General features: G+C 68.9%; 10 protein-coding genes. 5 read left to right on the top strand and 5 right to left on the bottom strand.

The genetic code is table 11. From position 1 onward, the window contains the following. Positions 1-152 precede the first annotated feature (152 nt). Positions 153-1,232 (bottom strand): histidinol-phosphate transaminase, encoded by a 1,080-nt coding sequence (hisC, locus tag OG251_RS19955; protein ID WP_073727636.1) that lies wholly within the window; start codon positions 1,230-1,232, stop codon positions 153-155. A gap of 358 nt (positions 1,233-1,590) precedes the next feature. Between hisC and OG251_RS19950 the strand changes: the two genes are divergently transcribed. The 3 genes from OG251_RS19950 (at position 1,591) to OG251_RS19940 (ending at position 4,952) form a co-directional block, all read left to right on the top strand. Then, positions 1,591-2,703: a LacI family DNA-binding transcriptional regulator gene (locus OG251_RS19950; protein WP_326678465.1), complete on the top strand. Its 1,113-nt coding sequence runs from the start codon at positions 1,591-1,593 to the stop codon at positions 2,701-2,703. A gap of 174 nt (positions 2,704-2,877) precedes the next feature. Then, positions 2,878-3,936: a metallophosphoesterase gene (locus tag OG251_RS19945; RefSeq protein WP_326678464.1), complete on the top strand. Its 1,059-nt coding sequence runs from the start codon at positions 2,878-2,880 to the stop codon at positions 3,934-3,936. Positions 3,937-4,118: 182 nt separating this feature from the next. After that, the gene (locus tag OG251_RS19940) at positions 4,119-4,952 is read left to right on the top strand and encodes a hypothetical protein (protein ID WP_326678463.1); all 834 of its coding nucleotides are present in this window, start codon (positions 4,119-4,121) and stop codon (positions 4,950-4,952) included. Between the two features lie 270 nt (positions 4,953-5,222). Here OG251_RS19940 and OG251_RS19935 read toward each other — a convergent pair whose 3' ends face one another. Beyond that, a complete protein-coding gene (locus OG251_RS19935) occupies positions 5,223-5,579 on the bottom strand; it encodes a DUF805 domain-containing protein (protein WP_326678462.1) in 357 nt (118 codons plus the stop codon). 535 nt (positions 5,580-6,114) lie between these two features. Here OG251_RS19935 and OG251_RS19930 point away from each other — a divergent pair. Beyond that, positions 6,115-7,197: a hypothetical protein gene (locus OG251_RS19930; RefSeq protein ID WP_326678461.1), complete on the top strand. Its 1,083-nt coding sequence runs from the start codon at positions 6,115-6,117 to the stop codon at positions 7,195-7,197. Between the two features lie 10 nt (positions 7,198-7,207). Here the strand turns inward: OG251_RS19930 and thiC are convergent, their stop codons facing one another. After that, positions 7,208-9,049: a phosphomethylpyrimidine synthase ThiC gene (gene thiC / locus OG251_RS19925; RefSeq protein WP_326678460.1), complete on the bottom strand. Its 1,842-nt coding sequence runs from the start codon at positions 9,047-9,049 to the stop codon at positions 7,208-7,210. Positions 9,050-9,245: 196 nt separating this feature from the next. Here thiC and OG251_RS19920 point away from each other — a divergent pair, with 196 nt between their 5' ends. Next, a complete protein-coding gene (locus OG251_RS19920; protein ID WP_326678459.1) occupies positions 9,246-10,577 on the top strand; it encodes a YibE/F family protein in 1,332 nt (443 codons plus the stop codon). A 91-nt stretch (positions 10,578-10,668) separates the two neighbouring features. Here the strand turns inward: OG251_RS19920 and OG251_RS19915 are convergent, their stop codons facing one another. Together OG251_RS19915 and OG251_RS19910 are read right to left on the bottom strand one after the other, a co-directional pair. After that, the gene (locus tag OG251_RS19915) at positions 10,669-11,106 is read right to left on the bottom strand and encodes an SsgA family sporulation/cell division regulator (RefSeq protein WP_073727652.1); all 438 of its coding nucleotides are present in this window, start codon (positions 11,104-11,106) and stop codon (positions 10,669-10,671) included. 101 nt (positions 11,107-11,207) lie between these two features. Beyond that, on the bottom strand, positions 11,208-11,978 hold the full coding sequence (locus OG251_RS19910; protein WP_326678458.1) for an IclR family transcriptional regulator: 771 nt from the start codon (positions 11,976-11,978) through the stop codon (positions 11,208-11,210). Between the last annotated feature and the right edge of the window lie 194 nt (positions 11,979-12,172).

Genomic DNA, 12,172 nt, shown 5'->3' with positions numbered 1-12,172 from the left:
GGGGTCCGGGGCCACCGGTGGACGTACTGGCGCGACCGGCAATGGCCGGCCGCCACGGCCGAGGGCAACCGATCGCCGCCGATCGCCGCTCAACGCTGTCGGCCGAAGCCGCGCGGCGCCTCTCCGCGACAGCCGCGCGCGGCACTCCCCTGCTACAGCCGCGCGCGGTACTCCTCCGCCACCTTCAGGAACAGGTCGTTCGCCTCGCCCTCCCCGACCGAGACCCGCACTCCCTCACCGGCGAACGGCCGCACCACGACACCGGCCTTCTCGCAGACGGCGGCGAAGTCGCCGGTGCGGTCGCCGAGCCGCAGCCAGACGAAGTTGGCCTGGGACTCCGGAACGGTCCACCCCTGCCCCACCAGCCCCTCGTACACCCGGGTCCGCTCGCCGACCAGGAAGCCGACCCGTCCCAGCAGTTCGTCCTCGGCCCGGAGCGACGCGACCGCCGCGTCCTGCGCGAGCTGGCTGACGCCGAAGGGGACGGCCGTCTTCCGCAGCGCGGCGGCCACCGGCTCATGGGCCACCGCGAACCCGACCCGCAGCCCTGCCAGGCCGTACGCCTTGGAGAAGGTCCTCAGCACCGCCACATTGGGCCGGTCCCGGTAGATCTCGATGCCGTCCGGCACCTCGACATCACGGACGAACTCCCGGTACGCCTCGTCGAGCACCACCAGGACATCGCCCGGCACCCGGTCCAGGAACCGCTCCAGCTCGGCCCTGCGCACAGCGGTGCCGGTCGGGTTGTTCGGGTTGCAGACGAAGATCATCCGGGTCCGGTCGGTGATCGCGTCCGCCATCGCGTCGAGATCGTGCACCTCGCCGTCGGTCAGCGGCACCTTCACCGAGGTCGCCCCGCTGACCTGGGTGATGATCGGGTACGCCTCGAAGGAACGCCAGGCGTAGATGACCTCGTCGCCGGGGCCCGAGGTGGCCTGGAGCAGCTGCTGGGCCACACCGACCGATCCGGTACCGGTCGCCAGATGGGCGAGGGGCACACCGAAGCGTTCGGCCAGCTCGTTCATCAGAGCGGTACACGCCATGTCCGGGTACCGGTTGAAGTCCGCAGCCGCGGCCAGCGTGGACTCCAGCACGCCGGGCAGCGGCGGATACGGGTTCTCGTTGGAGGACAGCTTGAAGGCGACCGGTCCATCGGCGGCGGCCGGCTTGCCCGGCACATAGGCAGGCACACCGTCCAGCTCGGCACGCAGCTTGGGGCTCGTCTCGCTCACCGCAGGTCCTCCTAGGTCATCCGCACGCATCAATACTGCTCACCTTATGAGGATTGGGCCCTGCTGCGAATGGCGGGAGCGAGGAATCGTTCGAGGGGGGAGCGTTTCTCCGTCCCGACGCACGCCGGTGGCTCACTCCGTGGCGCGCGTCCCCCGAAGTGGTGAGTTGAGACCTCTTCGAAACATCGAACATTTAGTAGGCCCACACCGTCCGACACATGACACACTGAGGTTCAGGCACCCAACACCCTTTACTTGCAAGGCATTTGGTCGACGATGACCATGCAGAAACGTGCCTGTCAACGTGCGCATATGCGACCGGCCTGACCACCCCTCCGAGCCCTACTATCGGCTCGCCATGACAGCAGCAGGGAAGCACCAGGTGAGCCGGACGGAGACACCCCGGCGCAACAGCCGGCCGGGACGGGCGGGTATCCGGGACGTGGCCGCCGCGGCCGGGGTCTCGATCACGACCGTCTCCGACGCGCTCAACGGCAAGGGCAGGCTCCCGGACGCCACCCGCCGCCATGTCCGCGAGGTCGCAGAGCGCCTGGGCTACCGCCCGTCCGCCGCGGCCCGAACCCTCCGTACCGGCAGGTCCGGCCTGATCGGCCTGACCGTGACCACCTACGGGAATGAACCTTTCACCTTCACCGAATTCGCGTACTTCGCGGAGATGGCCAGAGCCGCGACCTCCGCGGCCCTCGACCGCGGATACGCCCTCGTCATCCTCCCCGCCACCTCCCGCCACGACGTCTGGTCGAACGTCGCACTCGACGGCACCGTCGTCATCGACCCCTCCGACCAGGACCCGGTCGTCACCGAACTCGTACGCCAGGGCCTGCCCGTCGTCTCGGACGGCCGCCCGGCCGGGACGCTTCCGGTCACCGCCTGGGTCGACAACGACCACCGGGCCGCCGTGCTCGATCTCCTCGACCACCTCGCCGCCGCCGGAGCGCGCCGTATCGGCCTGCTGACCGGCACCACCACCGACACGTACACCCGGCTGTCCACCACCGCGTATCTCCACTGGTGCGAGCAGGTGGGCCAGGACCCGGTCTACGAGTCCTACCCGGCCCACGACCCCTGCGCGGGTGCGGTCGCCGCCGACCGCCTCCTCGCCCGCCCGGACCGCCCCGACGCCGTCTACGGGCTCTTCGACCCCAACGGGACCGATCTGCTGGCGGCCGCCCGCCGCTACGGTCTGCGGGTCCCCGAGGACCTGCTGCTGGTCTGCTGCAGCGAGTCCACCGTGTACGCGAGCACCGAGCCGCCCATCACGACGCTCTCGCTCAAACCGCACCGCATCGGCACAGCCGTGGTCCAGCTCCTCATCGACGCCATCGAAGGCGTCGAACACGACGGTCCGGTGGAGCAGGTGATACCGACGGAGCTCATCGTCCGGACCTCCTCGCAACGGCGTCCGCCCCGCACCACCGTCAGTCCGCCACGATCGCCGAGCGGGGACTGATCGTATTATTCCGGACCAATTGGCCGGTGAACCGTGCGTGCGCCCGGATTCACCACCCCTGGTGCGTCACACAGCACGATCCGCATTCCTATGATGGGCGCACGACACCGCGGACCACCTCTACCAGGCACGGCCCGTCAGGTGTACGGCGGCGCGACGGTGGTGGAGGGGTCGATGACTCAGGGGGCCGGTCAGGAACCCGTGGTGCGGACGGCGACGTTGCGCGACTTCCGCGTACCGCCGTATGCGCAGACGCCCGTGCCTCGGCACCCACCGCACCCGGGCAACGCCCTGCCCGGCGACGAACCGCCGGAGGGTTACACGCCCACCGAACGCGATCTTCCCGTCATCCATCGCGGCGACACCGTCCAGGCGCGGACCGCCGCGGCCCCGCAGGCCGTTCCCGCTACGGAGCGCGGACCGCTGTTTGTCGTGGGTGACGTCCACGGCTATCTGGACGAGCTGCTGGCCGCCCTCGCCGAACAGGGTCTCGTCGACGCCGACGGCAACTGGACCGCGGGCAACGCCCGGCTGTGGTTCCTCGGTGACTTCACGGACCGCGGCCCGGACGGCATCGGCGTCATCGACCTCGTCATGCGCCTCTCCGCCGAGGCGGCGGCCGCGGGCGGCTACTGCAAGGCCCTCATGGGAAACCACGAGCTGCTGCTGATCGGCGCCAAGCGGTTCGCCGACACCCCGGTCAACTCCGGAGCCGGCACCGCCACCTTCCAGGCCGCCTGGCTGCTCAACGGCGGCCAGAAGACGGACATGGAGCGGCTCCAGGACGTCCACCTCCAGTGGATGTCCCGGCTCGACGCGGTCGTCGAGGAGGACGGGCACCTGCTGATGCACTCCGACACGACGGCGTACCTCGACTACGGGTCCACCATCGAGGACGTCAACGACACGGTGCACGCCATTCTCACCCGCAACGACGCCGACGAGTGCTGGGACCTCTTCCGCAAGCTCACCAAGCGGTTCGCCTTCCGCGACGAGGGCGGCTCCCAGGCGGTGCGCGAGCTGATGACGACCTATGGCGGACAGCGCGTCGTCCATGGTCACAGCCCCATTCCGTATCTGCTCGGCGAGGTCGGCTCGGAGGACGGCGAGAACGGCGCGGGACCGGTGGTGAACGGTCCGCATGTGTACGCCGACGGGCTCGCCATCGCCATGGACGGCGGAGTGACCATGGCCGGAAAACTACTGGTGGTCCAACTCCCCCTGCATGACTGAGGGCTGTCGGGGAAGGCGCATCCACGACCTGACTCCGCCGATCACCGGGCCCAATTACGGAAAGCCCCTGTCACCCCGTGCCGTGAGCGCTCTACCATCGGCGTATCAGTAGCAGGCTCTCCTCCGTTTCCGCCCGATCGCCCGGCCACCGCGGCGCATCAGGCCCTACGGAGCATCGGGGGATGCATATGACTAGCGCTCCGCACCTGCTGGCCGAGGACCGCCCCGAGTACGAGCGGATCCTCGGTGACGCACTTCGTCATGCTCATGAACGCCCGGATCTGGACGGCGTCGGGGACCGTCTCAATACGGAACAGCTGCGCACCATGGCGCTGAACGCCACGGACCTGATCACCGCGGCCGCCGCCACGGAGTACGAGCACTATGTGCGCGCCCGCGGCGAGCTGCGTACGCCCACGGGTGCGGCGGACCAGGACGAGGAGCAGGAACCGGACCTCGGTACACCGCTGGACGGCACGGACCGGACGGGCGGGATAGGCGCGGCCGTCACGGTCCTGGCTCCGGTCCTGGCGGGGACGGCCTCTCTGATCTTCCTGCTGGTCGGCTATGTACTGAAGGCCGTCAGTCCGTCGCTCGCCTTCGCCGGCACCATGGTCACGGCCGGGTGGTTCTTCGGGGCCCTCGCCGCGGTGGCCAGCCTCGTCGCCGCCACGGGGCTGCTGGTCACCGCGCTGCACAACGGCGCGTCCTCGCTGTCCGCCGAGAACGAGGAGCAGGAGCTTCCGGAAGAGATCGCGCGGGCCAGGGAGGCCTGGCGCCACGCCCTGCTGGAACGCGGCATCCTGCCGTTCCTGCGGGACGCCCTGGACGATCCGACCGCCGGTCCCGCCGCCCGGACCCCGCACCGCTCCCCGAACCGCATCCCGAAGATCGGCTACAGCAGCCCGGACTTCTCCGGTCCGGAGGACGGCCCCTCGGCGGGACCACGGCCGACCTTCACCAGCCCCGACTTCACGAGCCCGGACTTCGGCGGCCCCGAGCACCAGCCGGACTGACGCCCCCGGCCGGCGGCCAACACCCGCCGCCCACCGCCCGTCGGCCACCGCCCGTCGTCCACCGCCCCCGGCCGGTGAGCGACACCCCGCGCGCATCAGGCAGCCCGTGCCCGCCCCGCGCACGCCCGCGCGGACATCCGGTGATGTCTCGACGGACCGTGGAAGGCAGCCCGCCCGCGCACGCCCGCGCGGACACGGCAAAGGCCGGGGCAGCTCGCGCTGCACCCGGCCCGTGCGGTGTTCCGGCCCGTGACGGGCCGGAGCGGTGAATCAGATGCCCTGCGGAGCCAGCTTCGGGTTGGCACCGTACTCGTTCGCCTCGTACTTGCCCTCGGTGGCCAGGAAGACCAGCAGGATGATGCCGCCGACCAGCGGGACGAGCGAGATCAGGATCCACCAGCCCGAACGGCCGGTGTCGTGCAGCCGGCGCACGACGACCGCGATCGAGGGGACGATGACCGCGACGAGGTAGATGTAGTACGGGATCTGCGTGCCTATCACCCCGCCGATGACCATCAGGATCACGGCAGCGATGAAGTTGAAGAGCACGAACATCCAGTACTCCTTGCGGCGTGCGCGACCGCTGAAGCCTGCGTAGTTCTTGAGTACGTCCAGGTACCAGTTCATGGTGATTCCCTCCCCGGGCCCCCCGTGCGAGGGCTCACATTTTCCAGCCAGGCATGCCGGAAAGTAAGGCACAGATAAGGACGCGGTCAAGCGCAGGCGGGCCCGGGGCGAAACGTACATCCAGCTGCAGCTCTACCGTGTCCATACCGTCGCTCAACCAGTGCGGAATCCATGGCAAATAGCTCTTCCATGGCTGAAACGGCCTGTTGCGGACAGTTGTTGACACCCCCGTGTACCGGAGCACGGCGTCGCTCCGGGCGCAAAGGCCCCTGGGGCGAAGCCGCCAAGTCCCTCCGTGCGCGCTGCGGTTCCGCATACCCCGGACCCCTCCCCCGGAGCCGGGGAGCCGTACGAGCGCGGCAGCGTTGAGCGCCCGACGTGACCAGCCACTCGGCCACGCGGCCCTACCGCACTCCCGCTGAGGGCCAGAAGCGACAGCAACCGCACCGGGCCCTCCACCCGCCGCCTCCGGTATGACGTCCTACGATGCGTCAGTCTCCGGCGGATCCGGATCACCGTGCGGCAAGGGAAGTCCATGCGCCTGTCCAGCTACGTCAAGAAGGCCACCGTGAGCGCGGCGGCGATACCCCTCTTCGCCGGATGCACGGGGGAACAGAGTCCGGGTGGGACCGTGGAGCAAGCTGCGGAGATGCCTGCCTCCTGGACGGACCTGCCGGTGCGGACGGGCGCACGGGACGTCGTCCACACGGACACCGACCACCGGTCCTACGCCGTCAGGATCACGGTCAAGAGCCTGGTCCGGGGCTCGGAGGAGGACATGCTGGGGGCGCGCGTGGACAAAGAGCTGAAGGGCATGGTCCCCCACTACCTCGGCTTCGAGGTCACCAACACCGGTCGGACGAGGATCCCCGCTGCCTACATGGTGGACAGCGGCTTCGCTCTGAACGGCACCGACTGGGCGCGCGGGGAGAAGGTCCACGTCAGCGGCGGCAGGGCAGACGGGGTCGACCTGCCCTGCGCGGACACCGCTCCGAAGACGCTGGCTCCCGGCGACTCGTACGACACATGCGTGACCTACGCGCTGCCCGAGGGCGTAGGCGTGCTGTCGCTGACGCACAACGCCGACGGCTACCTCGACGAGGGCGGCGCGGTCGCCACCTGGCCCGTCGAGGGCGGCCTCAAGGCGGCGTCCGCAGGGCTGGCGGAGCCGGGCGACCTCGTCCGCGTCCGGTGGGACACCGACGAGGACGGCGTCCTCGAACTGCCGGCCACGCTGAAGTCCGTACGCCGGGGCAGCACGGCCGACCTCGCGGGTCTGGACCTCGGCCTCAACGAGAAGGAGCGGCGCGGCGTCCCGTACTACGTGTCGGTCACCTACACCAACACCGGCCCGAAAGACCTCTACGCCGACCAGGCCGACCGAGTCCGCCTGCTCACCGAGGGCGGTCGGCGGATACGGGGGAAGACCCCCTTCGTCCTCGACACGAAGATCCCCGGCTGTCCGTCCGACTGGGTCGCCCGGACGGTCCCGCCGGGCGACAGCGTGACGGAGTGCAGCATCCACCTGGTGACGGACGACGGCGACAAGCCGTTCGCGGTGGGTTTCGCGGAGGCGGGCCGGCCGGGACCGGTGGCCTGGCGGGCCCCCCTCCGCTGAGGCGCCCAGGTCAGCCGGCCGACCTGCCGCCCGTCTCCGCGATCGGCAGATAGACCCGGTTGCCCGAGGCCGCGAACTCCTTCGACTTCTCCGCCATGCCCGTCTCGATCTCCGCCCGCGAACCGCCGTGCTCGCGCCGGATGTCCTGGGAGATCTTCATCGAGCAGAACTTCGGCCCGCACATCGAGCAGAAGTGCGCCGTCTTCGCCGGTTCGGCAGGCAGCGTCTCGTCGTGGAACTCCCGCGCCGTGACCGGGTCCAGAGCCAGGTTGAACTGGTCCTCCCAGCGGAACTCGAACCGCGCGTCCGACAGCGCGTCGTCCCAGTCCTGCGCCCCGGGGTGCCCCTTGGCGAGGTCAGCCGCATGGGCCGCGATCTTGTAGGTGATCACGCCGGTCTTCACGTCGTCCCGGTTGGGCAGCCCCAGGTGCTCCTTGGGCGTGACGTAACAGAGCATCGCCGTCCCCCACCAGGCGATCATCGCCGCGCCGATGCCGGAGGTGATGTGGTCGTACGCCGGAGCGACATCGGTGGTCAGCGGGCCGAGCGTGTAGAACGGCGCCTCCTCGCAGATCTCCTGCTGGAGGTCGATGTTCTCCTTGATCCTGTGCATCGGGACATGGCCCGGTCCCTCGATCATCGTCTGGACGCCGAACCGCTTGGCGATCGTGTTCAGCTCGCCCAGCGTGCGGAGTTCGGCGAACTGCGCCTCGTCGTTGGCGTCGGCGATCGACCCGGGGCGCAGGCCGTCGCCCAGCGAGTACGTCACGTCGTACGTCGCGAGGATCTCGCAGAGCTCCTCGAAGTGGTCGTACAGGAAGGACTCCTTGTGGTGCGCGAGGCACCAGGCGGCCATGATCGAACCGCCGCGGGAGACGATGCCGGTCTTGCGACGGGCGGTCAGCGGCACGTACGGCAGGCGCACACCGGCGTGCACCGTCATGTAGTCGACGCCCTGCTCGGCCTGCTCGATGACCGTGTCCTTGTAGATCTCCCAGGTCAGCTCCTCCGCCCGGCCGTCGACCTTTTCGAGTGCCTGATAGAGGGGGACGGTGCCGATCGGCACCGGGGAGTTGCGCAGTACCCACTCACGGGTGGTGTGGATGTTGCGCCCGGTGGAGAGGTCCATGACCGTATCGGCGCCCCATTTGGTCGCCCAGGTCATCTTGTCCACCTCTTCCTCGATGGAGGAGGTGACGGCGGAGTTGCCGATGTTGGCGTTGACCTTCACCAGGAACCGCTTGCCGATGATCATCGGCTCGATCTCCGGGTGGTTGACGTTCGCGGGCAGCACGGCCCGGCCCGCGGCGATCTCCTCGCGTACGACCTCGGGCCCGACGTTCTCCCGGATCGCGACGTACTCCATCTCAGGGGTGATCTCGCCCCGTCGGGCATACGCGAGCTGGGTGACGGGGCGCCCGTCCCGACTGCGGCGCGGCTGGCGCGGGCGGCCGGGGAAGACGGCGTCGAGGTTGCGCAGCCCGCCGCGCGGCGAGGTGTGCTTGAGCCCGTCGTCCTCGGGGCGGCCCGGACGGCCGGCGTACTCCTCGGTGTCACCGCGGGCGATGATCCAGTTCTCCCGCAGCGGTGCGAGCCCGCGGCGGACGTCGGTGTCGATGGAGGGATCGGTGTACGGCCCCGACGTGTCGTACAGCGTCACGTCGTCGCCGTTGGTGAGGTGCACCTGACGGACCGGCACCCGGAGGTCCGGGCGCGAGCCCTGGACGTATCCCTTGTGCCATCCGATGGACTTCCCGGCCTCGTCGTCCGGTGCGTCCTGACCCTGCTGCGCATGACGCGCATCCCGGTCATTCTGCTTCGAGGCAGGCGTGCGTGCGTCCGATGTGGTCATGAGACCTACTCCCTACGCCGGCATTACCCGGTAACAGGTTCGGCGGTCGGCGCAGCATGTCCCGTACGGAGTACGGAGGTCAGCGCCCTCTCAGCCCGGTGCTCCGAGCTCCCGCGTGTGCAAAGGTGCCACCACGCTAGCGCCCTTCCTGGCGAGCTGACCAGAGGACCCCTCCCGTTCTTGCGATGATCGCCCCGTGACATCCCCCCAAAGCGACCCCGCACCCCACGACCACGCCCACGGCCACTCGCACAGTCACGGCCCCGCCGCGCCCGTCTCGAAACATCTGCGCAAGGTGATCGCGGCCGTACTGATCCCCTTCGCCGCCGCGGTCGTCGTCGGCCTGCTGGTCCTCTGGCCGGACGGCACCCCGGCCCACGAGCGCACGGGCGTCGGCTTCGACCGGCAGACGCAGCAGGGCAAGGTGGTCCGGGTCGACAAGGTCGACTGCAAGGACGTCAACGCCGCCCAGGTGCCGCCGACCGGTGACACCTCCACGCCGTCCGGGCGCGAGGCGGTCAACGAGCAGTCCGGGCTGTGCGAGAAGGCCACGATCGAGGTGACCACCGGAAAGGACAAGGGCCGCACATTCGTCGAGGTCGTCCAGCCCGACGCGCCCCGGCAACTGCGGCAGGGACAGGGCGTGGTCGTGGCGTACGCGCCCGACGCCCCCCACGACCTCCAGTACTCGGTGACCGATGTGAACCGCACGGTGCCGATGGCTCTGCTCGCCGGGATCTTCGCCCTCGCGGTCGTCGTCGTGGGCAGGCTGCGCGGGGTGATGGCACTGGTGGCGCTCGCCGTGTCGTTCGCCCTGCTGACCCTGTTCATCCTGCCGGCGATCCTTCAGGGGTCGAATCCCCTGGTCGTCGCGGTGATCGGGGCCAGCGCCATCATGCTGGTCGCCCTCTACCTGTGCCACGGGCTGACGGCCCGTACGTCCGTCGCGGTCATCGGCACACTGATCTCACTGCTGCTGATCGGGCTTCTCGGCTCGCTCTTCATCGGCTGGGCGAGCCTGAGCGGCAACACCGACGACAACACCGGTCTCATCCACGGGCTGTACCCGGACATCGACATGAGCGGCCTGCTGCTGGCAGGCGTCATCATCGGCTCGCTCGGAGTGCTCGACGATGTGACCGTCACCCAGACCTCGGCGGTCTGGGAGCTCCATCAGGCGAACCCGACGATGGGTTGGCGGGGGCTGTACCGGGCAGGTATCAGAATCGGACGGGATCACATCGCCTCGGTCGTCAACACCCTGGTGCTCGCCTACGCGGGCGCGGCACTGCCGCTGCTGCTGCTCTTCTCGATCGCCCAGAGCAGCGTGGGAACGGTGGCCAGCAGCGAACTGGTGGCTGTGGAGATCGTCCGGACGCTGGTCGGTTCGATCGGACTGGTCGCCTCGGTTCCGGTGACCACGGTGCTCGCCGCACTGGTCGTCTCCGCGGACCGCACAGGGCTCGGCGCGGAAGCCGGAGCTCCTGCACCCGTACGGACCGGGAGGGGCCGTCGTCGCAAGGCGTAACCGCGGACGACAGACAGACAACCCGTTCGGCCGACACTCTGTTGCTCTACAACCGACGCCTCATGTCTCCAGCGGGCGCCGTGCTTCTCTCTCAGCCGGCGTTCTGCTCCTCGGCGAGGATCCGGCCGAGTGCCTCTTCAAGGTTTCCGTCGAAGTCACCCAGCGTGTGCTCCTGCCCCAGCGGCACCAGCTTGTCCGTCCGGTCGAGGAACGCGACGAGGGGTGCCGTGCCGGCCCGGAACAGCGCGCGATCCGCGCCGACCTGGAGCCGGATGTGTACATCGCTCAATCCTTCGGGCTCGGTCGGCCCGATGTGTACATCGCCGTCGCCACTGGGGCTATTAAGACCGTCCAGAAGCAGCTCGCGGCCGAATGCCCAGGTCACAGGGGCATCGCCGGGCAGGTGAAAGGTCATCCGGATCGCATACGGATCGCTGACCTCGTACCGGAGCTCCACCGGAATTCGGAACGAGAGCTCCTCGGAGACGAGGAAGCTCATCATGACCTCTGCTTGAACCGACTCACGCATCGTTCAACCCCGCAGTAGATGAAACTGGCCAGGAATGATCCCCCATGGCCCTATTGACGCCATCGTGGTGCACGCGATAGCAGATCACAAGGAGTGATTTTTCAGATACTGATAGAGAACACGAACGAACGCAAGAGGCTCGCCACTTCGCCACGTAGTTGTTCGACTGCGGGGAGCAACCGATCTTCCTGGTCAAGGGGTACAGAAATGGCCACTGCGGCGAGCGTGCTACCTGCGGTAATCGGGATGGCGGCGCAGACCGTACCCAGTGCGTACTCCTGTCGCTCAATGACAGGTTCCGCACGCTCCATCGATCTGAACCGCTCAAGAAGCGACTGTCGATCTCGCACTGAGTAACGGGTCAGAGGTTGGACCGGATGGCGGTCCAGATGGTCCTCGCGGGCCTTCTCGTCGAGCTGGGCCAGCAGACACTGACCGATCGCATGCGCGTGCCCGGTCTCCCGGAACGCGGCCCACTCGTCCACCGCGGGGGCGGCGGGGGTGTCCGCGACCGCGATGAGCTCGATCTCACCCTCGCGGTAGACGGCGCAGTACACCGGCGCGCCGATGGCATCGCGCAGATGCGCGAGCGAGTCGCCGACGGTGCCTCGACGTTTCTGCACTGCTGGCAGACCAGTCAGTTTCTCAGCGGCTGCGCCGAAGACGAAGACACCGTTCTCCCGGCGGAGATAGCCCTCATGGGTCAGGGTGCGCAACAGGTGGTACGCGGTCGGGAGCGGAAGGCCCGCCTCCCGCGCCAGCTGCTTCGCGGGCGCTCCGTCCCGATGGGCGCCCACAGCCTCCAGCAGCCTCAGCGCCCGCTGAACCGAGCCGATCAGCGTCGGGACAGCGGCATTCGTTGCCGTGGTCAAAGGTCACCCCCAGGCATGGTGACGGGCGGTCAGCCCTCCCATGGGGGCCGCCCCCACGGGCCTGCCGCGAACCTGGGGTCCGGAGACCGGACGGACGTACAAACCACTGGTCATGGTGGTGACGGACTGTTACGTCCCAGAGGGCGGCAGCGGTGCCCCACTGTATCCGTATGACCCGTTCGGGGTGCGGTTTC

Origin of the sequence: Streptomyces sp. NBC_01237, assembly GCF_035917275.1 — a bacterium.
GTDB lineage: Bacteria > Actinomycetota > Actinomycetes > Streptomycetales > Streptomycetaceae > Streptomyces.
This window is presented reverse-complemented; position numbering and strand designations above follow the sequence as displayed.

Bases quoted from the DNA above. Each gene is read 5' to 3' on its own strand.
- OG251_RS19950 (WP_326678465.1), top strand. From the start codon at position 1,591: ATGACAGCAGCAGGGAAGCACCAGGTGAGCCGGACGGAGACACCCCGG.
- OG251_RS19930 (WP_326678461.1), top strand. From the start codon at position 6,115: ATGCGCCTGTCCAGCTACGTCAAGAAGGCCACCGTGAGCGCGGCGGCG.
- OG251_RS19935 (WP_326678462.1), bottom strand. From the start codon at position 5,579: ATGAACTGGTACCTGGACGTACTCAAGAACTACGCAGGCTTCAGCGGT.
- OG251_RS19945 (WP_326678464.1), top strand. From the start codon at position 2,878: ATGACTCAGGGGGCCGGTCAGGAACCCGTGGTGCGGACGGCGACGTTG.
- thiC (WP_326678460.1), bottom strand. From the start codon at position 9,049: ATGACCACATCGGACGCACGCACGCCTGCCTCGAAGCAGAATGACCGG.
- OG251_RS19915 (WP_073727652.1), bottom strand. From the start codon at position 11,106: ATGCGTGAGTCGGTTCAAGCAGAGGTCATGATGAGCTTCCTCGTCTCC.
- OG251_RS19940 (WP_326678463.1), top strand. From the start codon at position 4,119: ATGCATATGACTAGCGCTCCGCACCTGCTGGCCGAGGACCGCCCCGAG.